At 70.2% G+C, this 26,768-nt stretch carries 21 protein-coding genes; 15 read left to right on the top strand and 6 right to left on the bottom strand.

Annotated features, from left to right (window positions below; all coding sequences use genetic code 11):
• The 4 genes from coaE to OE229_RS12175 are packed head-to-tail and all read left to right on the top strand — an operon-like array spanning position 1 to position 4,454.
• A complete protein-coding gene (coaE, locus tag OE229_RS12190) occupies positions 1-603 on the top strand; it encodes a dephospho-CoA kinase (protein ID WP_262138219.1) in 603 nt (200 codons plus the stop codon).
• Complete coding sequence (locus OE229_RS12185) at positions 600-1,643, top strand: BPSS1187 family protein (RefSeq protein WP_262138216.1); 1,044 nt, start codon at positions 600-602, stop codon at positions 1,641-1,643. The genes coaE and OE229_RS12185 overlap by 4 nt, the downstream gene beginning before the upstream one ends.
• Before the next feature lie 22 nt (positions 1,644-1,665).
• Positions 1,666-3,162, top strand: coding sequence for a class I adenylate-forming enzyme family protein (locus OE229_RS12180; protein ID WP_262138213.1), 1,497 nt, complete (start codon positions 1,666-1,668; stop codon positions 3,160-3,162).
• A gap of 14 nt (positions 3,163-3,176) precedes the next feature.
• Positions 3,177-4,454, top strand: a complete 1,278-nt coding sequence (locus OE229_RS12175) for an acyltransferase (protein WP_262138210.1) — start codon at positions 3,177-3,179, stop codon at positions 4,452-4,454.
• A gap of 126 nt (positions 4,455-4,580) precedes the next feature.
• Here OE229_RS12175 and OE229_RS12170 read toward each other — a convergent pair whose 3' ends face one another.
• Positions 4,581-5,909, bottom strand: coding sequence for an MFS transporter (locus tag OE229_RS12170; protein ID WP_262138208.1), 1,329 nt, complete (start codon positions 5,907-5,909; stop codon positions 4,581-4,583).
• 170 nt (positions 5,910-6,079) lie between these two features.
• Between OE229_RS12170 and uvrB the strand changes: the two genes are divergently transcribed.
• The 11 genes from uvrB (at position 6,080) to OE229_RS12115 (ending at position 20,275) form a co-directional block, all read left to right on the top strand.
• Entirely contained in the window at positions 6,080-8,152 is a 2,073-nt protein-coding gene (uvrB, locus tag OE229_RS12165) for an excinuclease ABC subunit UvrB (RefSeq protein WP_315973850.1), read from the top strand.
• Positions 8,142-9,059: an SDR family NAD(P)-dependent oxidoreductase gene (locus OE229_RS12160; RefSeq protein ID WP_262138203.1), complete on the top strand. Its 918-nt coding sequence runs from the start codon at positions 8,142-8,144 to the stop codon at positions 9,057-9,059. Before uvrB ends, OE229_RS12160 begins: the two co-directional genes overlap by 11 nt.
• A 48-nt stretch (positions 9,060-9,107) precedes the next feature.
• Positions 9,108-12,164 carry an excinuclease ABC subunit UvrA gene (uvrA, locus tag OE229_RS12155; RefSeq protein ID WP_262138202.1) on the top strand — a complete coding sequence of 1,019 codons (3,057 nt, stop codon included), beginning with the start codon at positions 9,108-9,110 and terminating at the stop codon, positions 12,162-12,164.
• A complete protein-coding gene (gene uvrC / locus OE229_RS12150; protein WP_262138200.1) occupies positions 12,165-14,213 on the top strand; it encodes an excinuclease ABC subunit UvrC in 2,049 nt (682 codons plus the stop codon).
• Between the two features lie 103 nt (positions 14,214-14,316).
• Complete coding sequence (rapZ, locus tag OE229_RS12145; protein WP_027465691.1) at positions 14,317-15,216, top strand: RNase adapter RapZ; 900 nt, start codon at positions 14,317-14,319, stop codon at positions 15,214-15,216.
• 75 nt (positions 15,217-15,291) lie between these two features.
• Positions 15,292-16,272, top strand: coding sequence for a DNA-binding protein WhiA (gene whiA / locus OE229_RS12140; protein WP_071244735.1), 981 nt, complete (start codon positions 15,292-15,294; stop codon positions 16,270-16,272).
• Between the two features lie 269 nt (positions 16,273-16,541).
• Positions 16,542-17,546: a type I glyceraldehyde-3-phosphate dehydrogenase gene (gap, locus tag OE229_RS12135; protein ID WP_027465689.1), complete on the top strand. Its 1,005-nt coding sequence runs from the start codon at positions 16,542-16,544 to the stop codon at positions 17,544-17,546.
• 3 nt (positions 17,547-17,549) lie between these two features.
• Positions 17,550-18,767, top strand: coding sequence for a phosphoglycerate kinase (locus OE229_RS12130; protein WP_262138195.1), 1,218 nt, complete (start codon positions 17,550-17,552; stop codon positions 18,765-18,767).
• Positions 18,764-19,543: a triose-phosphate isomerase gene (gene tpiA, locus OE229_RS12125; protein WP_259577934.1), complete on the top strand. Its 780-nt coding sequence runs from the start codon at positions 18,764-18,766 to the stop codon at positions 19,541-19,543. The genes OE229_RS12130 and tpiA overlap by 4 nt, the downstream gene beginning before the upstream one ends.
• A 108-nt stretch (positions 19,544-19,651) precedes the next feature.
• Positions 19,652-19,903: a preprotein translocase subunit SecG gene (secG, locus tag OE229_RS12120; protein WP_017887256.1), complete on the top strand. Its 252-nt coding sequence runs from the start codon at positions 19,652-19,654 to the stop codon at positions 19,901-19,903.
• A 3-nt stretch (positions 19,904-19,906) separates the two neighbouring features.
• Positions 19,907-20,275: an RNA polymerase-binding protein RbpA gene (locus OE229_RS12115; RefSeq protein ID WP_262138194.1), complete on the top strand. Its 369-nt coding sequence runs from the start codon at positions 19,907-19,909 to the stop codon at positions 20,273-20,275.
• Positions 20,276-20,557: 282 nt separating this feature from the next.
• On the opposite strand, the gene pgl is transcribed toward OE229_RS12115, so the two are convergent.
• The 5 genes from pgl to tal form a co-directional block, all read right to left on the bottom strand.
• Complete coding sequence (gene pgl, locus OE229_RS12110; protein ID WP_182067014.1) at positions 20,558-21,328, bottom strand: 6-phosphogluconolactonase; 771 nt, start codon at positions 21,326-21,328, stop codon at positions 20,558-20,560.
• A gap of 100 nt (positions 21,329-21,428) precedes the next feature.
• A complete protein-coding gene (locus tag OE229_RS12105; protein WP_182067013.1) occupies positions 21,429-22,373 on the bottom strand; it encodes a glucose-6-phosphate dehydrogenase assembly protein OpcA in 945 nt (314 codons plus the stop codon).
• Entirely contained in the window at positions 22,370-23,908 is a 1,539-nt protein-coding gene (zwf, locus tag OE229_RS12100) for a glucose-6-phosphate dehydrogenase (RefSeq protein WP_262138193.1), read from the bottom strand. Before zwf ends, OE229_RS12105 begins: the two co-directional genes overlap by 4 nt.
• A gap of 22 nt (positions 23,909-23,930) precedes the next feature.
• Positions 23,931-25,529: a glucose-6-phosphate isomerase gene (locus OE229_RS12095; RefSeq protein WP_209134358.1), complete on the bottom strand. Its 1,599-nt coding sequence runs from the start codon at positions 25,527-25,529 to the stop codon at positions 23,931-23,933.
• Positions 25,529-26,641, bottom strand: a complete 1,113-nt coding sequence (gene tal, locus OE229_RS12090) for a transaldolase (RefSeq protein ID WP_182067225.1) — start codon at positions 26,639-26,641, stop codon at positions 25,529-25,531. The genes OE229_RS12095 and tal overlap by 1 nt, the downstream gene beginning before the upstream one ends.
• Positions 26,642-26,768: the final 127 nt, after the last annotated feature.

The raw sequence follows: 26,768 nt of genomic DNA, 5'->3' as shown, positions 1-26,768 counted from the left end.
GTGCACATCATCGGACTCACGGGCGGCATCGCCGCGGGCAAGTCGACCGTTTCCCGGCGATGGGCGGAGCACGGGGCCGTCGTCGTCGATGCAGACCGACTGGCGCGGGACGCCGTGGCACCGGGCAGCCCGGGCCTGGAGCAGGTCGCCGAGCGGTTCGGTCCGTCGGTGATCGCCGCAGACGGTTCCCTCGACCGGCCGGCGCTCGGGTCGATCGTGTTCGCGGACCCCGCGGCCCGGAAGGACCTCGAAGCCATCACGCATCCGGAGGTCTGGCGGCTCGCGCAGCAGGCGTTCGACGTCGCCGAGGACGCCGACCCCGACGCCGTGGTGGTCTACGACGTGCCCTTGCTCGCCGAGGCCCGCGGCTCGCGTCCGCTCCGGTTCGACGCCGTGGTGGTGGTCGACGCCCCCGCGGCGCAGCGCATCGAACGGCTCGTCGCGCACCGCGGGATGCCCCGCGACGAGGCCGAGCGTCGCGTCGCCGCCCAGGCGAGCGATGCCGTTCGTCTCGCCCTCGCCGACCACGTGGTCGACGCCACCGGGACGCTCGAGCAGACGATCCGCTCCGCTGACGAGGTGTGGGCGCGGATCACTCCGTGAACCACCGCCTGCTCCTGGTCATCGCCGCCATCGTCCTCGTGGCGATCGGGGCCGCGTCGCTCGTCGCCGCGAACGTCCTCGGTGCCCAGCGTGTGGCGGACAACGGCCGGGTCGCGGTGCACGAGCGGCCGTCGGGCGACGAACACGGGCCCATGGGGGAGTTCCACCGGTTCCGGCTCGGCACGGTGAACGGCGAGCGGCTCACCCCGAACCGCGACGACTTCGCCGCACGCACCTCGGCCGACGGTCCGCTCCTGTTGTTCCTGCCGGCGACCCGGTCCCGTCCCGCGGAGTACCAGCGGTTCCTCGGGGCCGCCCTGGCGGACGGCTACCACGTGCTCGGCCTCGACTACTGGAACCTCGGCCGCACCCTGTCCGGCACGTGTGAGGCCGACGCACGCTGCTACGGCATGGTGCAGCGGAACCGCTTCGACGGCACGCGGCCCTCGGAGTTCAGTGCGGTCAGTCCCGCCGGGTCGATCGTGTCGCGGTTCCGGGACGCGGTCGCGTACCTCGACGACCACGACCCCGACGGCGGATGGGGTCGGTTCGTCCAGGGCGACGACCGGATCGTCTGGGACGACATCGTGGTCGCCGGGCACTCGCAGGGCGGCGGAGAGGCGGCGTACATCGCGCACATCCGCAGTGTCCACGGCGCGCTGATGTTCTCCTCGCCCGTCGAGTCGCGCGGGCCGGCACACGCAGCGTGGATGGACCGCCCGGGCCGGACACCGGTGGACCGGATGTACGCCATCGACGACGTCCGGGACACCTTCGGCCCCCGCATCACCGGTTCGTGGGACGTCCTCGGCCTGAGTGGCGTGTCCGGGCCGTTCGAGACGGACACCGAGCCGCCACTCGCCGGCGCCGACCCGCACGCGATCCTCACCGACCTCGGTGGCGAGGGCAAGGCGCACTCCCTGATCATCAAGGACTCGACACCGCTCACCCGTGACGGCGAGCCTCGGATGCTCCCGCTGTGGCAGTGGATGCTGCACCGGTTCTCCACAGATCCCGCTGTTCCCTCCGACCGCTCATAGGGTCGCGCAATAGCCTTCCTGCGTGCAGCCCGTTCGCGATGAACCCGACCTGCGCTCGCTCATCCGGGCCCGTGCGGCCGACGGGAGCGAGCGCCACTTTCTCGAGGACGCTCGCTCCGAGCGTGTCCTCACGTACCGCGCGCTCGACGACGCGGTGACCGCCTGGTCGCGGACCTTCGACGCGATCGGCATCGCCCCGTCGGGTGCCGTCCTGGTCGACGTGGGCGACCCGCTCGCGTTCGCGGTCGTGCACCTGAGTGCCGTCGCCTCCGGACGCCGGGCGATCCCCGTCGACACCGGCCAGCCGGCCAGCGAGCCCGGCCGGCTCGCCGACCTGATCGGCGGCGCGTCCATCGTCGTGTCCGACCGTGCGGTGGACGCGACCGTCCCCGGGGCGCCGGCCAGCGGGATCGACCCCACCACGTTCCTCCCGACCGCCGTCCGCGACGGCGACCTGCCCGCCGACAGCCCGCACGCGCCTGGCCAGGGGTCCGTCGTGCTGTTCACCTCCGGGTCGACCGGCACGCCGAAGGGCGTCGAGCTGCCCGAGACGCAGCTGCTGTTCGTCGCCCGGGCCGTCGCGCGGCACAACCGGCTCGTGCCGGACGACCGCGGGTTCAACTCCTTGCCGCTGTTCCACGTCAACGCCGAGGTGGTGGGACTGCTCGCGACGCTCGTCGCCGGCGCGACCCTCGTGCTCGACCGGCGCTTCCGCCGCACCGGGTTCTGGGACCTGCTCGCGGAACGACGGATCACCTGGCTCAACGCCGTCCCGGCGGTCCTGGCCGTCCTGACGAAGACCGGGCCGCTCGAGTTCCCGCCGGGCCTGCGGTTCGTGCGCAGTGCGTCGGCGCCGCTGCCCGATCCCGTGCGCGCCGCCCTCGGCGACGTGCCGCTCGTCGTGAGCTGGGGCATGACCGAGGGCGCCTCGCAGATCACGGCGACCCCGCTCGACGGACCGGCCCGGCCCGGCACCGTCGGGGTGCCGGTCGGGTGCGAGGTGCAGGTCCGCGGCGAGGACGGGGCGCTCCTGCCTCCCGATGAGATCGGCGCGCTCTGGGTGCGTGGCGAGGGGATCGTCCGCGGGTACCTCGGGGGTCGTGCGTCCGAGCGGTTCGACGCCGACGGCTGGCTCCACACCGGTGACGTCGGTTCCGTGAGCGCCGACGGCTGGGTGTCCCTGGCCGGGCGCTCCGACGACGTCATCAACCGCGGCGGCGAGAAGGTCTACCCGTCCGAGGTCGAGGACGTCCTGCTCGGTGACCCGCGCGTGCTCGAGGCGGTCGTCGTCGGCCGCCCCGACGACGTGCTCGGTGCCGTGCCGATCGCCTACGTGATCCCGCAGCCCGACGAACCGACCGACCACGCAGCCCTCGTCGCCGAGCTCGTGGCCCGGGCCGAGGCACACCTGACCCGGTTCCGTCGACCGGTCGAGGTCATCGTCGTGCCCGACCTGCCGCGTGCACCCACCGGCAAGGTGCAGCGCGCCAAGGTCCGGACCATGGCCCGACCCTCGTGAACGGACCATCACGCGTGTCGCCGGCATCGAACGGCGACGAGCCGGGGGTGCAGACGCCGTCGCGCACGGCCGAGGGCAAGCCGCGGCACCTGTACGAGGTCGACGTGCTCCGCATCCTCACGTTCGCGTGCGTGATCGGGGTGCACACCACGAGCCACACCGCCGCCACCGACGACGTCGGGCTGAACGCGCTGCTCGCCCTGCTGCACTTCACCCGGCTGGTCTTCTTCTCGCTGACCGCGTTCGTGCTCGTGTACAGCTACACCTTGCGCCCGAGGCCGATGGCGCAGTTCTGGCCGAAGCGGTTCCTGCTCGTGGGCGTGCCGTACCTGGCGTGGTCGTTCGTCTACGTCGCGGCGGCGTGGCTGCTGAGCCCGACCCGCCGCGGCGACGTCCCGGACCTGGTGCGCACCGCGGCCGAGGGCATCGTCACCGGCACCTCGTGGTACCACCTGTACTTCCTGCTCGTGACGATGCAGGTGTACCTGCTCCTGCCGGTGATCGTCTGGCTCGTGCGCCGGACCCGCGGGCACCACGTGACCGTGCTGGTCGTGGCCTTCCTCGTCCAGCTGGTGGTGTTCGCCGGGTACAAGTACTTCCCGGCGAGCGACGCGTGGATGCAGGGGTACCAGAAGCAGTTCTTCTTCTCGTACGTCTTCTTCATCGTCTCGGGGGCGATCGCCGCCGACCACGCCGACGCCTTCCTGCGGTTCATCCGGGTCCACCGGCGTCCGGTCCTGTGGGGGTCCGCCGGCGTCGGGGGGCTGACCCTCGTCGTGTGGGCGCTCCAGGTGGGCCTCGGGCAGTCCCTCTACGCCGCGGGGACGCCGCTGCAGCCGATCCAGGTGGTCTGGAGCACCGCGGTGTTCGTCGGGTTCCTGGCGATCGGCGCCGCATGGGCAGACCGACGGCGCCCCGGGAGCCGGACCGCCCGGTTCGTCGACTACGCCTCCGACCGCTCGTTCGGCATCTTCCTGAGCCACCCGTTCGTCATCTGGATCCTGCTCTACGGCGACAGCTGGCTCGAGGCCGTCGTGCCACGGCCGTGGCTCACCCTCGTCACCTACGTGCTCGTGCTGGTGCTGTCCGTCGCGGTGACCGAGCTGTTCCGGTGGACGCCCCTCAGCGTGCCGCTGACCGGGCGGCCGTCGTTGTCCTCTCGGGCGTCGCGCGCGGCGCGGGCGCGTCGTTCCGCAGGCGCGGCGGTGCCGCAGCGGTCGCCGGAACCGGTGGAGCCGGACGACGCCCTCGTCGGCGAGACCGACGACGTCGGGCGGCGCGCCACGCGCTGAGCGCCCGCTCACGCCAGCCGCGCGGTGCGGTGGACGCGTGGCACGGCGGCCGGGAGGGCCCGACCCGCGCCTCCCGGCCGTCGCGCGCGGACCACCAGGGCCGGCGCACGTTCCGCACGTTGCCCGTCAGGCCGGGCGCTGCTCGGCCTTCGGGACGCCGATCTCGAGCACGCCGTCGGTGGAGGTCAGCCGCTGGGGCTTCATGAACCACGCGACGACGGCCGCGGCTCCGAGCAGGACACAGGAGAGCGCGAAGGGAACCTGCCAGCCCGAGGCGTCGATGAGCAGCCCGAAGACGATGGGCGAGACGACACCGGCGATGCCGAACCCGGTGTTCATGAAGCCGGAGGCCGTGCCGGACCACTGCGGCGCGACGTCCATCGGGATCGCCCAGAGGTTGGCGTTGCAGAGTTCGAGGAAGAAGAACGACAGCGCCAGCGAGATCGTCGCGACGAGCAGCCCCTGCCCGATCACGAGCGGGACGAGGCAGAGGAGCGAGCCGCCGAGTCCGATCACCAGGATGATCCGGCGGGCGTTCCGGGTGTTCCCGCCGCGGTGGATGATGCGGTCGCTGAGCATCCCGCCGACCGTGTCCCCGACGACACCGGCCAGCAGGATGAGGGTGGTGAACAGGGCGAAGTCGCCGATCTCCAGGCCGTAGGTGGAGCTGAGGAACGTCGGGAGCCACGTGAGGAACACCCAGAGGGTCCAGCCGTACCCGAAGTCGACGAAGGTGACCGGCAGGATCTGCTTCGCCATCTGCCGCCACGGCACCGGGGGACGGGTCGCGCGCGTCTCGACCGGCGGGAGCTCGGCGAGCTCGACCTGCGTGATGCCCTTCGCGGACTCGGGCTCGTCGCGGAACCAGACGAACCAGACGACCGCCCACGCCAGGGACAGCACCGCGGTGGCGAAGAACGCCCAGCGCCAACTCCCCGTCGCGCCGATCACCCACGCGACGATGAGCGGCGCCAGGGCGTTGCCGAGCCGGGCGGCCGAGTGGACCACGCCCTGGGCGAAGCCGTTCCGGTCGCGGGGGATCCACCGGCTCATCGCCTGCGTGGCGGTCGGGAACGCCGCGGCCTCGCTCAGCCCGAGCAGTGCCCGTGCGGCGAAGAGGGTCCAGAAGCCGACGGCGAACCCGGTCCAGAGCGTCGCGACGCCCCAGATCACCGTGATGACGAAGAGCGCACGGCGCGGGCCGAACTTCTCGCTGATCGTGCCGCCGAACACCTGCAGCAGGGCGTACGGCAACGAGAACGCGGAGACGATGAGGCCGGCGGTCGCCTCGTTGAACCCGAACTCCTCGGTGATGTGCGGCAGCGCGGTCGAGATGTTCGTCCGGTCGATGTACGAGATCGCGTACATGCAGCAGAGCAGGACGAGCACGCGCCCGCGGATGCGTCCGCGGAACGGGGTGCCCTTGATCGGTGCGGCCGGGGTCGCCGTGGTCATGAGGCCTCTTCGGGGGAGTGGGAAGGAGTCGGGTGACTGAACGGATCGGACGGTATGCCCGGCCACTATCAGTCGACTTGGAGCCTGCTTGCAGCGGACAATACGCCGAGGGCGAGCAGGGGTCCTCGGTGTCAGGGGTGCCGACTACCGTTGTCCCCATGGGTGTTGCGATCGAACCGACCCGAGCGGTGCGTCCGTTCGAGGTCATCAGCGAGTACTCGCCGAGTGGCGACCAGCCCGCGGCCATCGCGGAACTCGCCGGGCGGATCAACGCCGGTGAGACCGACGTCGTGCTGCTGGGTGCGACCGGTACCGGCAAGTCGGCGACGACCGCGTGGCTCATCGAGCAGGTCCAGCGGCCGACGCTCGTGCTCGCGCACAACAAGACCCTCGCGGCGCAGCTCGCCAACGAGTTCCGCGGCCTGATGCCGAACAACGCGGTCGAGTACTTCGTCTCGTACTACGACTACTACCAGCCCGAGGCGTACGTCCCGCAGACGGACACCTTCATCGAGAAGGACTCCTCGGTCAACGCCGAGGTCGAACGGCTCCGGCACTCCACGACGAACTCGCTGCTCAGCCGTCGTGACACCGTGGTGGTGTCCACCGTCTCCTGCATCTACGGCCTCGGCACCCCCGAGCAGTACATGAACGCATCGGTCGCGCTCCACGTGGGTCAGACGATCTCGCGCGACCAGCTCGTCCGGAAGTTCGTCGCCATGCAGTACCAGCGCAACGACGTGGACTTCGCCCGGGGCACGTTCCGGGTGCGTGGCGACACCATCGAGATCATCCCGATGTACGAAGAGCACGCGATCCGCATCGAGATGTTCGGTGACGAGATCGAAGCGCTCTCCTCGCTGCACCCCCTCACCGGCAACGTCATCGACGACCTGCCCGCCGTGTCGATCTTCCCGGCCTCGCACTACGTCGCGGACACCGACGTGATGCACCGCGCGATCGCCTCCATCAAGGAAGAGCTCGCGGAACGGCTCGCCGAGCTCGAGGGCCAGGGCAAGCTGCTCGAGGCCCAGCGCCTCCGGATGCGCACCACGTTCGACATCGAGATGATGGAGCAGATCGGGTTCTGCTCGGGCATCGAGAACTACTCGCGGCACATGGACGGCCGTGGTCCGGGCGAAGCGCCGCACTGCCTCATCGACTACTTCCCCGACGACTTCCTCATCGTCATCGACGAGTCGCACGTCACCGTGCCGCAGATCGGCGCGATGTACGAGGGCGACGCCTCGCGCAAGCGCACCCTCGTCGAGCACGGGTTCCGCCTGCCGAGCGCGATGGACAACCGCCCCCTGAAGTGGGAGGAGTTCCTCGAGCGCGTCGGGCAGAAGGTCTACCTGTCGGCCACCCCCGGGCGCTACGAGCTCGGGGTCACCGACAGCGTCGTCGAGCAGATCATCCGCCCGACCGGCCTGATCGACCCAGAGATCGTGGTCAAGCCGAGCGACGGCCAGATCGACGACCTGCTCGAGGAGATCAAGCAGCGGGTCGAGAAGGACGAACGCGTCCTCGTCACCACGCTGACCAAGCGCATGGCGGAGGAACTCACCGACTTCCTCGGGAACGCCGGCGTGCGCGTCCGGTACCTGCACTCCGACGTCGACACCCTGAAGCGCGTCGAACTGTTGACCGAGCTGCGGCAGGGCGTCTACGACGTGCTCGTCGGCATCAACCTGCTGCGCGAGGGCCTCGACCTGCCCGAGGTGTCGCTCGTCGCGATCCTCGACGCCGACAAGGAAGGCTTCCTCCGGTCGTCGACGTCGCTCATCCAGACGATCGGTCGCGCTGCCCGCAACGTGTCGGGCCAGGTGCTGATGTACGCCGACAAGATGACCGACTCCATGAAGATCGCGATCGAGGAGACCGATCGCCGTCGCGAGAAGCAGGTCGCCTACAACCTGGAGCGCGGCATCGACCCCCAGCCGCTGCGCAAGAAGATCGCGGACATCACCGAGGTCCTGCAGCGCGAGAACGACGACACGAAGGCGCTCCTGCAGGGTCGCCCCGGCACCGACGGCCGTCGGTCGCCCACGCCGAACCTCAAGCGCGGCGGCATCGCGGGCGAGGGCGCGACGCAGCTCGGTGCCATCATCGCCGACCTGAACGACCAGATGCTGCAGGCTGCGGCCGAGCTGAAGTTCGAGCTCGCGGCGCGACTGCGCGACGAGGTGCAGGACCTGAAGAAGGCCCTGCGCCAGATGGAGTCGGCCGGGCATGTCAGCTGACGGCGCCCGTACGGTCGTCGTCACCGGTGCGAGCGCCGGGCTCGGCTACCACGCCGCCGAGCAGCTCGCCGCGGCGGGGCACCGTGTGGTGCTGGCGACGCGCGACCGCGGTCGGGCGGACGCCGCCGAGCGCAGCATCCGGCGGCACGTCGACGGCGCCTCGCTCGCGCACGTCCACCTCGACCTCGCCGACCTCGACTCGGTCAGTGCCGCTGCCGACGAACTCGCCGCGCTGGAGCCCGACGGCGTCGACGCGGTCGTGAACAACGCCGGGGTCGTCGGGGCGTCGACGCGGGGGAGCACGGCACAGGGCACCGAGCTGCAGATCGGCACGAACCACCTCGGGCACTTCGCGTGGACCGCCCTGGTCCTGCCCCTGCTCGAACGACGAGCCGGCCGGGTCGTGCACCTCGGGTCGATCGCCCATCGGTTCGCCCAGCTCGACGCGACCGATCCGCTCGGCGTCGGTCGGTACTCGAGCCACCGCCAGTACGCAAGGAGCAAGCTCGCGGTGATGCTGTTCGGCTTCGAGCTCGCCGGGCGACTGGCCGACTCGGGGTCGTCCGTGTCGAGCGTCGTCGCGCACCCCGGCCTGTCGCTCGACCGCCTGTCACCGGCACGCCCGGAGGTCAGCCCGGCACGACCCGAGCCCGAGTGGATCCGCCCGGCGCAGCGCATCGTGGCCCAGGGCAAGGACCTCGGTGCCCAGCCGCTCGTGCACGCGGCCGTCGGTGCGGACGTGCGTTCGGGGGAGTACTGGGGTCCGGCGGGCTGGATGCAGCTCCGTGGCCCGGCCGCCGTGGTCGCGGCGGAACCACGGGCGCACGACCGGACGGTCGCAGCGCAGCTCTGGGCAGCGAGCGAGCGTGCATCCGGTGTCGCGTTCGCTCTCGACGCACTCGTCTGACCCTCCATCCCGGCCGAATGTCGGTCCCGCTTCGTAGAATCGACGACGATGACCATCACCTCTGCCCCCGGTACCTCGACGTCGGGCCGGAACGCCTTCGGCGAGCCCGCTGACCTCCACCTCCCCGGCGGGACCGCACCGCACAGCACCTCCACGCTCAGCGTGCGCGGCGCGCGCGTGCACAACCTCCGCGACGTCGACCTCGAGATCCCGCGCGACTCACTCGTCGTGTTCACCGGCCTCTCCGGTTCGGGCAAGTCCTCGCTGGCGTTCGACACGATCTTCGCCGAGGGGCAGCGCCGGTACGTCGAGTCGCTGTCCGCCTACGCGCGCCAGTTCCTCGGCCAGGTCGACCGCCCCGACGTCGACTTCATCGAGGGGCTGTCGCCGGCGGTCTCGATCGACCAGAAGTCGACCAACCGCAACCCTCGGTCGACGGTCGGCACGATCACCGAGGTCTACGACTACATGCGTCTGCTCTGGGCGCGCATCGGGGTCCCCCACTGCCCGACGTGCGGCGAGGTGATCAGCAAGCAGACCGTGCAGCAGATCGCCGACCAGCTCATGCAGTTCGAGACCGGCACCCGGTTCCAGGTCCTCGCGCCCGTCATCTCCAAGAAGAAGGGCGAGTTCGTCGACCTCTTCCAGGAGCTCGCGGCGTCCGGGTACGCCCGCGCGATCGTGGACGGCGAGCGAATCCAGCTCAGCGACCCGCCCAAGCTCAAGAAGCAGGTCAAGCATGACATCTCGGTCATCGTCGACCGCCTGGTGGCGAGCGACGACATCCTCGGGCGACTCACCGACTCGCTCGAGACCGCCCTGCGCCTGACCGACGGCACGGTCGGCATCGACCTGGTGGACCACGAGGGGCCCGGCGCGGTCCGGACCTACTCCGAGAACCTCTCGTGCCCGAACAACCACCCGCTCGCGCTCACCGAGATCGAGCCGCGCACGTTCTCGTTCAACGCGCCGTTCGGTGCCTGCCCCGAGTGCTCCGGCCTCGGCACGCGCATGTCGGTCGACCCCGACCTGGTGCTCGGCGACCCCGAGGCCTCGTTGCGTGCCGGCGTCCTGCTGCCCTGGACCGGTACCAGCGGGCTGTACTCCTACTTCGAGAAGCTGCTCGGCGGCCTCGGCAAGGAGCTCGGCTTCTCGCTCGACACCCCGTGGAACCAGCTCGACCCCGCGGTGCAGGCGTCGATCCTGACCGGCAAGGACTTCCAGGTGTCGGTCTCCTGGCGCAACCGGTTCGGCCGCGAGATGCGGTACACGAGCGGGTTCGAGGGCGTCATGCCCTACATCGAGCGCAAGTTCGCCGAGGCCGAGTCGGACTCGCAGCGGCAGCGCTTCCAGGGCTACCTGCGCGAGGTCCCGTGCCCGGTGTGCGAGGGCACCCGCCTCAAGCCCGAGGTGCTCGCGGTGACGGTCAACGACCGCAGCATCGCGGACGTCACCGACATGTCGCTCGACAACGCGTACTCGTTCATGGACGAGCTGACGCTGACCGACCGTGAAGCGCACATCGCTGCCGCGGTCCTCCGCGAGATCCGCGCACGCCTCGAGTTCCTGCTCGAGGTGGGCCTGAACTACCTCACGCTCGCGCGTGGTGCCGGTGGTCTGTCCGGCGGCGAGGCGCAGCGCATCCGCCTGGCGACGCAGATCGGCTCCGGGCTGACCGGTGTGCTCTACGTGCTCGACGAGCCGAGCATCGGCCTGCACCAGCGCGACAACCGTCGACTCATCGACACCCTGGTCAAGCTCAAGGACCTCGGCAACACGCTGATCGTCGTCGAGCACGACGAGGACACGATCCGCACGGCCGACTGGGTCGTCGACATCGGCCCCGGCGCCGGCGTGAACGGCGGAAACGTCGTGCACTCCGGCTCGTACGAGGGCATCATCGAGAACCGCGAGTCGATCACCGGTGACTACCTCGCCGGCCGACGCGCGATCGAGGTGCCGGCCGAGCGCCGCAAGGTCAACCTGAAGCGCGCCATCACCGTGCAGGGTGCCCGTGCGAACAACCTCAAGTCGATCGACGCGGACTTCCCCCTCGGTGTGTTCACCGCGGTGACGGGCGTGAGCGGGTCCGGCAAGTCGACGCTGGTGAACGACATCCTGTACAAGGTGCTCGCCAACCAGCTCAACGGCGCACGGCACATCGCGGGCAAGCACACCCGGGTGAAGGGCCTCGACCAGCTCGACAAGGTCGTGCACGTCGACCAGGCACCGATCGGCCGCACGCCGCGCTCGAACCCGGCGACCTACACGGGCGTGTTCGACCGCATCCGTCAGCTCTTCGCCGAGACGCAAGAGGCCAAGACCCGCGGCTACCAGCCCGGCCGCTTCAGCTTCAACGTCAAGGGCGGCCGCTGCGAGAACTGCGCGGGCGACGGCACCATCAAGATCGAGATGAACTTCCTGCCCGACGTCTACGTCGCGTGCGAGGTCTGCGGTGGTGCGCGCTACAACCGCGAGACGCTCCAGGTCCACTACAAGGGCAAGAACATCTCCGAGGTCCTCGACATGCCGATCAGCGAGGCGGCCGAGTTCTTCGAGCCGATCTCGGCGATCCACCGGTACATGGCGACCCTCGTCGACGTGGGCCTCGGCTACGTGCGACTGGGCCAGAGCGCGACCACGCTCTCCGGCGGCGAGGCGCAGCGCGTCAAGCTCGCCACCGAGCTGCAGCGTCGCTCCAACGGCCGCACGGTCTACGTGCTCGACGAGCCGACCACCGGTCTGCACTTCGAGGACGTCCGCAAGCTGCTCCTCGTGCTGCAGAGCCTGGTCGACAAGGGCAACACGGTCATCACGATCGAGCACAACCTCGACGTCATCAAGTCCGCCGACTGGCTGATCGACATGGGTCCCGAGGGCGGCTCCGGCGGCGGCACGGTGCTGGCGACGGGTACCCCGGAGCACGTGGCGACCGTGCCGGAGAGCCACACGGGTGTCTTCCTGCGCGAGATCTTCGACGCGCAGGACGCCCGGGTGGGCAAGCAGCAGGCGGTCGGCGCACGCCAGGCCACCCAGAAGCAGCAGGGCGGCAAGCAGCAGGGCACGACCAAGCAGGCGAGCAAGCAGAAGGCGGGTGCTCGGTAGGTGGCGGACACCGTCCCGTGGCGTCCGAAGGCGGGGGAGATCCCGACCGACCCGGGCGTCTACCGCTGGCGTGACGAAGCCGGTCGGGTGCTCTACGTCGGCAAGGCGAAGAACCTCCGCGCCCGGCTGAGCAACTACTTCGCGCCGCTCCCGACGCTGCACGAGCGCACGCGGCGCATGGTCCTGACGGCGCGCAGCGTCGAGTGGACGACGGTCGGCTCCGAGATCGAGGCGCTCCAGCTGGAGTACACCTGGATCAAGGAGTTCGACCCGCCGTTCAACGTCAAGTTCCGCGACGACAAGTCGTACCCGTACATGGCGGTCACCCTGGGTGACGAAGCGCCGCGGGTGATGGTCACGCGCAACCGCAAGATCAAGGGCGCGAAGTACTTCGGTCCGTACCCGAAGATCTGGGCGGTGCACGACACCATCGACCTGATGATCAAGGTGTTCCCGATCCGCACGTGTTCGGACTCGTCGTACAAGAAGGCGATGCAGACGGGCCGGCCGTGCTTCCCGGGGCAGATCGGCAAGTGCGGTGGGCCGTGCTCGCAGAAGGTCACGATCGAGGAGCACCGTGCGCTCGTCGAGGAGTTCGTGCGCTTCATGAACTCCTACGACCGTCGGGTCATCACCGAGCTCCGGCAGCGCATGGGTGCCTCGGCCGACGCGATGCAGTACGAGCAGGCCGCGAAGTACCGCGACCAGGTCGAAGCGCTCGAGGCCGTGCTCGAGAAGTCCGCCGTGGTGCTCCGCGACTCGGTCGACCTCGACCTGTTCGGCATCGCGGAGGACGAGCTCGCCGCGGCCGTGCAGCTGTTCTCCGTCCGTGGTGGCCGCATCCGTGGTGTCCGCGGCTGGGTGGTCGACAAGGAGCTCGACATCGCCACCGGCGACCTCGTCGAGCAGATCGTGCAGGGTGTCTACGTCACGGACGAGCCCCCGCGCGAGGTCGTGGTCCCCGAACTGCCGGAGGACGCCGACGCGCTCCAGGAGTGGCTCAGCGGGCGCCGGAACGGCCGTGGGACGAAGCTCAGCACCGCGCAGCGCGGCGATCGTGCCGGGCTCGCCCGGACGGCCGCGCAGAACGCCGGGCAGGCGCTCATGCTCTACAAGACCAAGCGCTCCGCCGACTACACGACGCGGGCTGCGGCCCTGGCCGACATCCAGGACGCCCTCGGCATGACCGAGGCGCCGCTCCGCATGGAGTGCTACGACATCTCGCACCTGCAGGGCACGAACGTCGTCGCGTCGATGGTGGTGTTCGAGGACGGTCTGCCGCGCAAGGACCAGTACCGCCGGTACTCGATCGCCGAGACCACCGACGACACCGACAGCATGTACCAGGTGCTCTCGCGGCGTCTGGCACGGCTGGACGAGGACGCCGAGCTGCCGGACGTCCCCGACGTCACGACCGACGAGGTCGTCGAGGGGTCGAAGCCGACGAAGCGGTTCGCGTACCGCCCGCAGCTGCTCATCGTCGACGGCGGCCAGCCCCAGGTGCAAGCCGCGAAGCGCGCGATGGACGAAGCCGGCGTGCACGACATCGCCCTGGTCGGCATCGCCAAGCGGCTCGAGGAGCTCTGGCTCCCCGACGACGACTTCCCGGTCATCCTGCCCCGCAACTCCGAGGCGCTCTTCCTCATCCAGCGCATCCGCGACGAGGCGCACCGGTTCGCGATCACCCACCAGCGCAGCAAGCGGAAGCGCGACGTCCGCTCGCGGCTGTCCGAAATCCCCGGTCTCGGCCCGAGCCGCGTCAACGCCCTGCTGAAGCACTTCGGCTCGGTCGCCCGGCTGCGCGAGGCCACGGCCGAGGACATCGGCGAGGTGAACGGGATCGGCCCGGCGACCGCTGCCGCGGTGGTCTCGAAGCTGGCCCAGACGCCGACGAGTGCACCCGCCACGAGCGCGTCGAGCGCCCCCGAACCGGACCCCGACGCGATCGCCGACACCGGGACCGGGGCTGGGACCGGAACCGGAACCGATCCCGGAGGCCCGGTGCGGGTCCCCGAGGTGACCGACGACGGTCCGCAGCGACCGTCGTGACGAACCCCGCGCCTCCCGGCCGCCACCGGGCGGTAGCCTGGTCCGGCAGCCGAGACCTCCCCGGGCGACGCGCCCGGGCCGCCACGACGGAGCCCACTCCCAGATGACCGACAGCGCCACCGCGACCACCCACGCGTCGCAGCACGACATCCTCATCGTCACCGGCATGTCCGGGGCCGGGCGGTCCACCGTCGGTAAGGCCCTCGAAGACCTGGGCTGGTACGTCGTCGACAACCTGCCCACGCAGATGCTGGCCCCGCTGACCGAGCTGGCCGACCGCGCGGGGGAGAAGATCCCGAAGATCGCCACGGTGGTCGACGTCCGCGGCGGGCGGTTCTTCACCGACCCCGAGCACGCGGTCGAGCAGGTCCGCTCGAGCACCTCCGCGCGGGTCCGGGTGCTGTTCCTCGAGGCCACCGACGCCGTGCTGGTCCGGCGCTTCGAGCAGGTTCGTCGACCCCACCCGCTCCAGGGCGAGGACACCCTGCTCGACGGCATCGCCCGCGAACGGGCGCGTCTCGCCGGCCTCCGCGAGGCGTCCGACGTGGTGATCGACACCTCCGACCTCAACATCCACCAGCTCGCGAACACCGTCATCGAGCACTTCGCCGACGAGCACTTCGTGGGCGTACAGGTCACGCTGATGAGCTTCGGCTTCAAGTACGGACTCCCCGCCGACGCCGACATGGTGGCCGACGTGCGGTTCCTCCCGAACCCCTACTGGGTGCCGGAACTGCGGCCGCACACCGGGCTCGACCAGCCGGTCTCGGACTACGTGCTGGCCCAGGCCGGGGCCCGTCCGTTCGTCGATCGCTACGCCTCCGTCCTCGAGCCGGTGTTCGAGGGGTACCAGCGCGAGAACAAAAGACACGCTACGATCGCCATCGGCTGTACCGGCGGGAAGCACCGCTCGGTCGCCATCGTCGCCGAGTTGGCGAACCTCCTCCGCGGGATGCCTGGCGTCGCCGTGCGTGTGAAGAACCGAGATCTCGGCCGGGAGTGACCGTCCCTCCGGCCGCTCCCACGCCCGTGCCGCCGGATCTGCGGGAACCACTGAACGAACGTTAGGAATGATGCTGTGCCGTTGACTGCCGAGGTCAAGGACGAACTGGCCAGGGTCGCCGTGAACCGCAACACGGTCCGCGCCGCCGAACTGGCCACGATCCTCCGGTTCGCTGGTGGTCTGCACGTCATCTCGGGCCGCATCGCGGTCGAGGTCGAGCTCGACACCCGGATCATCGTGCACCGGGTCCGCAAGGACCTCGCCGAGCTCTACGGCGTGCGCAGTGAGGCGTCGGTGGGCTCGTCCGCGTCCGCCCGCCGCGGGACCCGCTACCTGGTCCGCGTGCTCGAGGCGGGGGAGACCCTCGCCCGCCAGACCGGCCTGATGGACGCCCGTCGTCGCCCCGTCCGCGGGCTGCCGAACCGCCTCACCACGGGCAACCGTGACGACCTCGCCGCCATCTGGCGCGGTGCGTTCCTCGCCTCCGGCACCCTGACCGACCCGGGTCGGGCCGCAGCGCTCGAGGTCACGTGCCCGGGCAACGAGGCCGCGATGGCCCTCGTCGGTGCCGCGTCGCGTCTCGGGGTGGCCGCCAAGGGCCGCGAGGTCCGCGGGGTGCACCGCGTCGTCATCCGCGACGGCGAGGCCATCGGCCAGATGCTGACCGTCATGGGCGCCGCGCGCACCACCGCCGACTGGGAGGAGATGCGCCAGCGTCGCGAGGTCCGTGCGACCGCGAACCGCCTGGTCAACTTCGACGACGCGAACCTGCGCCGTTCCGCGCAGGCCGCCGTGGCTGCCTGCGCCCGCGTCGAGCGTGCGCTCGAGATCCTCGGCGACGAGGTCCCCGACCACCTGCAGTACGCCGGCACGCTCCGCCTGCAGCACCGCGACGCCTCGCTCGACGAGCTCGGCCAGCACGCGGACCCGCCGATGACCAAGGACGCCATCGCCGGCCGCATCCGTCGCCTGCTGGCGATGGCCGACAAGCGGGCCTCCGACCTCGGCATCCCGGGTACCGAAGCGAGCGTTCCCGAGGAGCTCGAAGGGGCCTGAGAGCGGTCTGTCGATCCTGCGGACGGGAGGCGCGGTGCCAGCTGGTACCGCGCCTCCCGTCCGTTTGCCGGCCCGTTCTCGGGCCCGTTCCCGGCCTGGTCGGCGACCGTCCGGACGGACCGTCATCCCGCTCGGGCACGCAGTGTCCGACTGCTAGGGTCGTTACGGCGACGTTACGGGGCGTATCGTCCACCACACGCGGGCCCGCCAGGGTGCGCGACTCCCGAAAGCAGCGCCCCCTGGGCGCTCCACACTCACCAGGAGATCCATTGACCGTCAAGATCGGTATCAACGGCTTCGGCCGCATCGGCCGTAACTTCTTCCGGGCCGCCCTCGCGAAGGGCTCCGACCTCGAGATCGTGGCGGTGAACGACCTCACCGACAACGCGTCACTCGCCAACCTGCTGAAGTTCGACTCCATCACGGGCAAGCTGCCCGCGACCGTCGAGCTCGACGGCGACAACATCGTCGTCGACGGCAAGGCCATCAAGGTCCTTGCCGAGCGCGACCCCGCCAACCTGCCCTGGGGCGAGCTGGGCGTCGACATCGTCATCGAGTCGACCGGTTTCTTCACCAAGGCCGCCGATGCGCAGAAGCACATCGACGCCGGTGCCAAGAAGGTCATCATCTCCGCGCCGGCCTCGGGTGACGACGTCACCATCGTGCTTGGCGTGAACGAGGGGCAGTACGACCCCGCGAACCACCACATCATCTCGAACGCGTCCTGCACCACGAACAGCCTCGCGCCGCTCGCCAAGGTGTTCCACGACAAGTTCGGCATCGAGCGTGGCCTCATGACCACGGTCCACGCCTACACCGCGGACCAGAACCTGCAGGACGGCCCGCACAAGGACCCCCGTCGTGCACGTGCCGCAGCGCTGAACATCGTGCCGACCTCGACCGGTGCCGCGAAGGCCATCGGCCTCGTGCTCCCCGAGCTCGCCGGCAAGCTGGACGGCTTCGCCCTGCGCGTCCCGGTCCCCACCGGCTCGATCACCGACCTCACGCTCGAGACCAAGTCCGAGGTCACGGTCGACGAGATCAACGCCGCCTACAAGGAGGCCGCGGAAGGCCCCCTCAAGGGCATCCTGCTCTACAGCGAGGACCCGCTGGTGTCGACCGACATCACCACGGACCCGCACTCCTCGATCTACGACTCCGGCCTGACCAAGGTCATCGGCGGCCTCGTGAAGATCACCTCGTGGTACGACAACGAGTGGGGCTACTCGAACCGCCTCGTCGACCTCACCGAGTACGTCGGCGAGCGTCTGTAACACATGGCCCTCCGCACCCTCGAGGACCTCGGCGACCTCGCCGGCAAGCGCGTCATCGTCCGTTGTGACCTGAACGTCCCGCTCAAGGACGGCACCATCACGGACGACGGCCGCGTGCGGGCGTCGCTCGGCACCCTGAACACGCTGGTGAACGCCGGGGCCCGCGTCATCGTGGTCTCGCACCTCGGGCGCCCGGATGGTTCGCCCGCCCCGGAGTACTCGCTCGCCCCCGTGGCGCAGCGGCTCTCCGAGCTGCTCGGCAAGGAGGTCACGTTCGTCGGCGGGACCGTCGGTGACGAAGCGACCGCGGCCGCCGAGGCCCTCGGGGACGGCGACGTCCTGCTGCTCGAGAACCTCCGGTTCAACCCGGAGGAGACCTCGAAGGACGCAGACGAGCGCCGTGCCTTCGCGGAGCGGATCGCCGCCCTCGGGGACGCCTTCGTCTCCGACGGCTTCGGCGTCGTGCACCGCAAGCAGGCCTCGGTCTACGAGCTCGCGTCCGCGCTGCCCAGTGCGGCCGGCTCCCTCATCGAGACCGAGCTCCGCGTGCTCGAGCGCCTGACGAAGGACCCGGAGCGCCCCTACACGGTGGTGCTCGGCGGTTCGAAGGTCAGCGACAAGCTCGGCGTGATCGACCACATCCTGCCGAAGGTCGACACGCTCTGCATCGGTGGCGGCATGCTCTTCACGTTCCTCGCGGCGCAGGGCCACGGGGTCGCGAAGTCGCTGCTCGAGGCCGACCAGCTCGACGTCGTCCGCGAGTACCTCTCGCGGGCGAAGGAGCTCGGTGTCACCATCGACCTGCCGACCGACGTCGTGGTGGCCTCCGGCTTCGCGGCCGACGCCGACCACGAGACCGTGGCGGCGGACGCCATCGAGTCCTCGTCGTTCGGCACGGACGGCATCGGCCTCGACATCGGCCCGGAGACCGCAGCCCGGTTCGCCTCGGCCGTCTCGGGTTCGAAGACCGTCTTCTGGAACGGCCCGATGGGCGTGTTCGAGTTCCCGGCCTTCGCCGCCGGCACGAAGACGGTCGCGCAGGCCCTGACCGAGGTCGACGGCCTCGGTGTGGTCGGCGGTGGCGACTCCGCCGCGGCCGTCCGGTCGCTCGGCTTCTCGGACGACCAGTTCGGGCACATCTCGACCGGTGGCGGTGCGAGCCTCGAGTTCCTCGAGGGCAAGTCGCTCCCCGGTCTCGAAGCACTGGGGTGGACCGCATGACCCGGACGCCGCTCATCGCGGGCAACTGGAAGATGAACCTGGACCACCTCCAGGCCATCGCCACCGTGCAGAAGCTCGCGTGGACGCTCAAGGACGCCCGGCACGACTTCGACGACGTCGAGGTCGCGGTGTTCCCGCCGTTCACCGACCTGCGGAGCGTGCAGACGCTCATCTCGGCCGACAAGCTGCCGATCCACTTCGGTGCGCAGGACCTGTCCCAGTTCGATTCCGGCGCCTACACCGGTGACGTCTCCGGCGCGTTCCTCGCTGCACTCGACGCCCAGTACGTCATCGTCGGCCACTCCGAGCGGCGCACGCTGCACGGTGAGACCGACGAGGTCGTCGCGGCGAAGACCGCAGCGGCCGTCAAGCACGGTCTCGTGCCCGTGGTCTGCGTCGGCGAGACCGGCGAGCAGCGCGAGGAGCGCGGCGCCGGTGTCGTCCCGGTCGAGCAGCTCCGCGTCGTGCTCGACGCGGTCGAGGCCGCCGACATCGTCGTGGCGTACGAGCCGGTCTGGGCCATCGGCTCCGGCCAGGCGGCCACGGCCGAGCAGGCGCAGGACGAGTGCGCGGCCATCCGTCGTGGCATCGCTGCAGCCTGGGGTGACCAGGCTGCGGCCGACACCCGCGTGCTCTACGGCGGCTCCGTCAAGTCGGGTAACATCGCGGGGTTCCTCCGCGAGCCCGACATCGACGGTGCGCTCGTCGGTGGCGCTTCGCTCGACGTGCAGGAGTTCGCGGCCATCGCCCGGTTCCGGCAGCACGTCGGACTGTAGTCCACAGGCATCGTCGCGGGCAGTCGTCCGCACCACTCCCGTCCAGGTACCGGCCGTGCTCCGCGCGGCCGGTACACTGGTACGGCTGACTGACACGAAAGGTACGTCGTGGCGATACTCTCCGTCGTGCTGCAGGTCCTGCTCGCAATCACGAGCCTCCTGCTCACGCTCCTCATCCTGCTGCACAAGGGCCGCGGTGGTGGCCTCTCCGACATGTTCGGCGGTGGGGTCACGAGCAACCTCGGTGCGTCCGGTGTGGCCGAGCGCAACCTCAACCGCATCACGGTGATCCTCGGTCTGGTCTGGATCGTCTCCATCATCGTGCTCGGTCTCATCAACAAGTTCACGGCGGGGGTCTGATCCATGGCAAGCGGAGGCAGTGCAATCCGAGGGTCCCGCGTCGGCGCGGGACCGATGGGCGAACAGGACCGCGGGGTCCAGGCAGAGCGGGTGGCGATCTCGTACTGGGACGCCCTCGGCAACGAGGTCGTGCGGTACTTCGCCGCGAACCTGCCCGACGAAGAGATCCCCGAGACGGTGGACTCGCCGTCGAGTGGTCTGCCGGCCGGTCGCGACAAGGAGAACCCGCCCGTGGTCTCCAAGACGGAGCCCTACAAGACCCACCTCGCGTACGTGAAGGAACGCCGCACCGAGGAAGAGGCAGCGCAGCTCCTCGAGGACGCGCTCCAGCAGCTCCGAGAGCGTCGCGGCACCATGGCGAAGAAGAGCTAGCGCACGCACGCTGACGAAGGCCCCTGCACCGATGGTGCAGGGGCCTTCGTGTGTCCGGGGCGCGGGCGGCTCGCTCGCCGAGCGGTCACGACATGCCGCGTGCGGTGCGTCGAGGTGGCGCGAACCGTCGTCCGGCATCCGCGTAGCCGACAGTTCGTGACCACTCGGCGTTGCTTCGGCGGGGAGTCGTGTCGGGCGCGGCGCGCGGTGAGCGCCACCACAAACGGACGGGAGGCCCGGTGCCAGCTGGCACCGGGCCTCCCGTCCGTCAGGAACGCGCGTCTAGTACGTCGACGCGATGAGGTTCTCGGGGACGTCGCGCGCGGCATCCTGGTCCACGAAGAAGACCGTGCGCTTGCGACCCTGCACGCCACCGACGGGGACGTCTTCGATCGACGCACCGGCGAGGGCCAGCCCGAGGACCGAGGCCTTCTCGGCGCCGGAGAGGATCACCCAGACGCGCTGCGAGGCGTTGATCACGGGGAAGGTGACGGTCAGACGCTGCGGCGGCGGCTTGGGGGAGTCGTCGACCGACACGACGGCACGGTCGGTGACCGTGAGCTGCGGGAACTCCGGGAAGAGCGAGGCGGTGTGTCCGTCGGGACCGACGCCGAGCAGCGTGATGTCGAAGCGCGGAGCGACGGCGCCCTCGTACGCGGCGTCCTGCAGCTCGCGCTCGTACTGCAGCGCAGCCTGCTCGATGTCGATGCCGGCGTCGGACGCGGGCATCGGGTGGATGTTCGACTCCGGGATGTCGACGTGGTCGAAGAAGTCGGTCTGCGTCCCCGTGGTGTTGCGGTCGGCGTCACCGGCCGGCACCCAGCGCTCGTCGACCCACCACACGTGGACCTTCGACCAGTCGACGCTCTCACGAGCCGGCGACTGGCCGATCGCGGCGAGGACGAGGGACGACACCGAGCCACCGCTGATCGCGATGTCGGCACGCTCCTGCTCGTCGAGCACGTCGATGATCTTGGTGATGAAGCGTGCGGCGACCGAAGCGCCGAGGGCCTGCTTGTCCGGGTGCACGAGCACCCGCCGTTCGTTGGTCACGTGACTCCCGTGTTCGTGGCGGCCGACCGGTCGTCCGACCGCCTTCGGTCCGGTCGGGCCGCCTGCACCAGACAGGCGGCCCGACCGTGTGGGGTGTGGATCAGCGGGCGATGGTCTCGCGCAGCTGGGGCACCCCGTGCTTGACGACGTCTCCGAAGAGGACGTCCGGGTCGAGTCTACGGAGTTCCTCGGCCAGGCAGTCGCGCAGGTTGCGGCGTGGCAGCGACAGGTCGTGCGTCGGCTGCCCGGGCATCGAGAGCGTGGCGACGTCCACCAGGGAACGCTCGAGCTCGATGGTGCCGGACTCGCGGACGAGCTGCACACCGTGGATGCCGCTCGACCCCGTCGCGCGCGGCGACGTGACGACGGACACCGGCACCCGGAGCTGCAGCTGGAGCCAGGCGGCGAGGAGGATCGTCGACGGGCTGTCAGACGCTCCGGAGACCTCGACTGCGGTGATCGGCTCGTACGGCGGCTGGTCGAGCGCCGCGGCGAGCTGGTTCCGCCACAGGGTCAGACGGGTCCACGCGAAGTCGGTGTCACCCGGCACGTAGGACGCGCCGAGCGCCTCGATCGCGTCGTTCGGGTCCTTCTGCGCGGCCGCGTCCGTGATCCGTCGCTGCGCGATGCGGCCGAGGGCTGACGCCGCGGGCTGCTCGGGAGCGGTCTGCGGCCACCATGCGACGACGGGTGCGTCCGGCAGCAGGAGGCCGGTGACCAGGCTCTCCTCGTCGGTCGCGGTCTCGCCGTACGCACGGAGGACGATGACCTCGCTCGCACCCGCGTCGCTGCCGACGCGGATCTGCGCGTCGAGGCGGCCGGGGGACTTCGTGTCACCGCTGTTCTTCGAGACGATGATCACGCGCATCGGGTGCTCGCGGGACGCCTCGTTCGCCGCCTCGATCGCCTCTTCCTCGTGGCCGAGGGCCGTCGAGATGATGAGGGTCAGCACGCGGCCGAGGGCGACGGCGCCGCCCTCTTCGCGGATGCGGACGAGCTTCTTCTGGATCTTCGACACCGTGGTGTCGGGCATGTCGATCTTCACGGACGCCTCCAGGTCCGACCGTCGCGGGCGAGCAGGGCGTCGGCGGATGCCGGGCCCCACGTGCCGGGACGGTACTGCTCGGGCTGGCCCTGCGTGGCCCAGAACTCCTCGATGGGGTCGAGGATCTTCCAGGACAGCTCGACCTCCTGGTGCCGCGGGAACAGCGGCGGGTCACCGAGGAGCACGTCGAGGATGAGTCGCTCGTACGCCTCGGGGGATGCTTCGGTGAACGCATGGCCGTAGCCGAAGTCCATCGTCACGTCGCGCACCTGGGTGCCGACGCCGGGGACCTTCGAGCCGAAGCGGAGCGTGACGCCCTCGTCCGGCTGGACACGGATGACGAGCGCGTTCTGGCCGAGCGGGGACTGCGTGTTGCCGTAGACGTCCTCGGGGACGCGCTTGAACACGATCGCGATCTCGGTCACACGACGGCCGAGACGCTTGCCGGCGCGCAGGTAGAACGGGACGCCCTGCCAGCGACGTGTGGCGATGTCGAGCTTGATCGCCGCGTAGGTCTCGGTACCGGACTCCGGGTTCATCCCGGCCTCCTCGAGGAAGCCGAGCACCTTCTCGCCGCCCTGCCAGCCACCGTCGTACTGCCCGCGGGCAGTGGCGGTCGACAGGTCTTCCGGCAGGCGCACGGCGGAGAGCACCTTCTCCTTCTCGGCGCGCAGGTCAGCGGCCTTGAACGAGACGGGCTCCTCCATCGCGGTGAGGGCGAGGAGCTGCAGGAGGTGGTTCTGGATGACGTCGCGCGCCGCACCGATGCCGTCGTAGTACGCGGCGCGTCCGGCGACGCCGATGTCCTCGGCCATCGTGATCTGGACGTGGTCGACGTAGTTCGAGTTCCAGATGGGTTCGTACATCTGGTTCGCGAACCGGAGCGTCAGCAGGTTCTGGACGGTCTCCTTGCCGAGGTAGTGGTCGATGCGGAACACGTCGTCGGGGGCGAAGACGCTCTCGACGATCGCGTTGAGTTCGCGCGCGGTGCGGAGGTCGGAGCCGAAGGGCTTCTCGACGACCACGCGGCTCCAGGAGCCCTCGCGCTTCTCGGTCAGCCCGGACAGCTTCAGCTGCTCGGTGACGACCGGGAACATCTTCGGCGGGATGGACAGGTAGAACGCGTGGTTGCCCAGCGTCCCGCGCTCGGCGTCGAGGTCGTCGACGGTGCGCTTGAGCTCGCGGAACGCCTCGGGGTCGTCGAACGAGCCCTGGACGAAGCGGATGCCTTGTTCGAGCTGACGCCAGACGCCCTCGTCGAACGGGGTGCGCGAGTGCTCCTTCACGGCGTCGTGCACGAGCTGGGAGAAGTCTTGGTCCTCCCAGTCGCGACGGGCGAACCCGACGAGCGCGAACCCCGGGGGCAGGAGCCCCCGGTTGGCCAGGTCGTAGACCGCGGGCATCAGCTTCTTGCGTGACAGGTCGCCCGTCACGCCGAAGATGATGAGCGTGCTCGGTCCCGCGATCCGGTTCAGTCGACGATCCGTCGGCAGCCGGAGCGGGTTGTGCTCCGGAGTGATTGCCACCGGTGACATGAGTCGGTGAACTCCTTACGAGTCAGTGGGAGACGGCGGACGTGATCGCCGCGGTGGCGGCGTGGACGTCCGACGTCGTGAGGGTGAGGACCGGCCGGCCGTGCTCGGCGAGGACACTCGCGTCGCCGGCTGCCTGGGCCCGGAGGAGCTGCCCGAACGTGAACGGCCGACCCGGGATCGCCAGGTCCTCCGTCTCGTCGGCCACGATCTGGAGGAACACTCCCGTGGCGGGGCCGCCCTTGTGGTACTGGCCGGTCGAGTGCAGGAACCGCGGACCGTACCCGAACGTGACGGGACGCTCCGTGCGCGCCGCGATCGCGTCGCGCAGCGACTCGAGGCCGCTGTTCGTGGTGCGGTCGACGTACGCCTGCACCGACACGTAGCCGGTCGGGTCGAGGGCGGACAGGAGGCCCGCCACGGCTTCCGCGAGCGTCGCACCGACCGCCAGTCCGGGCGTCGCGCGGACGGCGATGCCGCCCTCGGAGAACGCCGGTGCAGCCGGAGCGGGCCGGTCGTCGAGCAGCGCACGGGTCGCGACCTTGGCGGCCTCGACGTCGGGCTGGTCGAAGGGGTTGATGCCGAGCAGGCGACCAGCGACCGCGACGGCGTACTCCCAGACGAGGATCTGGCCACCGAGCGTGCCGGTGATCTCGACCTCGCCCTCGGTCACGTGACGCTCGTCCTCGCGCGATCCGACCAGGCGGATCACCTGGACGTCGGGCAGGCCGGCGGAGACCTCGGGGGAGTCCGCGTGCAGGACGACGGGCAGCAGGCCGCGGCCGTCCTTGCCGGTCGACTCGGCGATCAGCTGTTCGACCCAGTCGCCGAAGCCGACGATGTGCGTGCCGTCGGGCACGATGGCGATCTTGTCGCGCAGCGGCTCGGTGCCGGCGAGGACCGCACCGAGCACGAGCCCGGGGTTCTCGTCCAGGTCGACCGAGAGCAGCGCGGAGATCGCGTCGGCCTCGTCGAGGAGCTCGGCGATGTCCGCTCCCGCGAGCCCGGACGGCACGAGGCCGAAGGCGGTGAGCGCGGAGTAGCGGCCGCCGACCGTGGGGTCGGCGGTGAAGACGCGGTAGCCGGCGTCGACCGCAGCGGCCTCGAGCGCGGAGCCCGGGTCGGTGACGACGACGATGCGGCGGGCCGGGTCGATGCCGGCGTCGCGGAAGGCCTGCTCGTAGACACGACGCTGCGAATCGGTCTCGAGCGTCGAGCCGGACTTCGACGAGACCACGAGCACGGTGCGCTCGAGGTCGGTCGTCACGGCGGCGCGGACCTGTGCGGGGTCGGTCGAGTCGAGGACCGTGAGGGGCACTCCGGCGGTGCGCGTGATGACCTCGGGTGCGAGGGACGAGCCGCCCATGCCGGCGAGGACGACGCGGTCGACCCCTTCGGCACGGAGCGACTCGCGCAGCGCGGTCACCTCGGCGACGAGCGGGCGGGAGACCGAGACGGCCTCCACCCAGCCGAGGCGCTTCGACGCCTCGGCCTCGGCGGCGGTTCCCCACAGATCGGCGTCCTGGGCGGTGATGCCCGAGGCCACCAGGTCAGCGACGAGCCGCGGGACCACGTGTTCGATGGCCCGCGCGGCATCGCCGCTGGCTGCGATGGAAACCGTCACTACTTGGCGCCCTCGAGCGCGTTCTTGACGGTGTCGACGAGCTCGCCCCAGGAGACGTTGAACTTGTCCACGCCCTCCTTCTCGAGCAGCGCGACGACGTCGTCGTAGTCGACGCCCTGCGCGGCGAGCTGGTCGAGGACCTGCTGCGCCTGGTCGAACGTGCCGGCGATCGCGTCGCCGTGGATCTCACCGTGGTCGAACGTGGCGTCGAGCGTCTTGCCCGGCATCGTGTTCACGGTGTTCGGGGCGGCGAGCTCGGTCACGTAGAGCGTGTCGGGGAGCGACGGGTCCTTGACACCGGTCGAGGCCCAGAGCGGACGCTGCGTGTTGGCACCGGACTCGAGCAGGCCGAGGGCGCGCTCCGAGGCGAACGCCTCGGTCCAGACCTGGTACGCGAGCTGCGCGTTGGCGATGCCGGCCTTCGACTTGAGGGCCTTGGCCTCGTCGGTGCCGACGGCGTCCAGGCGCTTGTCGATCTCGGAGTCGACGCGCGACACGAAGAAGGACGCGACGGAGTGGATCTTGGAGAGGTCGTGGCCGGCGGCCTTGGCCTTCTCGAGCCCACCGAGGTAGGCGTCGATGACGGCGCGGTAGCGCTCGAGCGAGAAGATCAGGGTGACGTTGACGGAGATGCCGGCGCCGATGACCTCGGTGATCGCCTCGAGACCCTCGAGCGTCGCCGGGATCTTGATGAGGACGTTCTCCTTGCCGACCTTGTCGAACAGGAACTTCGCCTGCTCGATGGTCTTGGCGGTGTCGTGCGCGAGGCCCGGCTCGACCTCGATCGAGACGCGGCCGTCGAAGCCCTTGGTCTCGTCGTAGATCGGCTTGAAGACGTCGGAGGCGTTCGCGACGTCCTGCGTGGTGATCTCGAAGATCGCGTCGGTGACGTCGGTGCCCGCAGCGGCGAGCTCCTTGACCTGCGAGTCGTAGCGCTCGCCCTTGGCGAGGGCCGACGCGAAGATCGTCGGGTTCGTCGTCACGCCGACGACGTTCTTCTGCTCGATGAGCTCGGTGAGCTTGCCGGTCTCGAGGAGCTCGCGGGAGAGGTCGTCGAGCCAGATGCTCACGCCGACCGCGGAGAGGGCGGCGGTGGGGGTGTTCTCAGCCATGTGTTTCTCTTCTTCTTTCATCGACGGGTCCGTGAGGACCGTGAGTCGGGGTCTGGGGGACGTGAGGCCCGGGGCGGAACCGCGCCGGGCCTCCCGGAAGAAGGGCCGGATCCGGAAACCGGACCCG

The sequence above is a fragment of the Curtobacterium poinsettiae genome (genome assembly GCF_025677645.1).
Taxonomy (GTDB): domain Bacteria; phylum Actinomycetota; class Actinomycetes; order Actinomycetales; family Microbacteriaceae; genus Curtobacterium; species Curtobacterium poinsettiae_A.
This window is presented reverse-complemented; position numbering and strand designations above follow the sequence as displayed.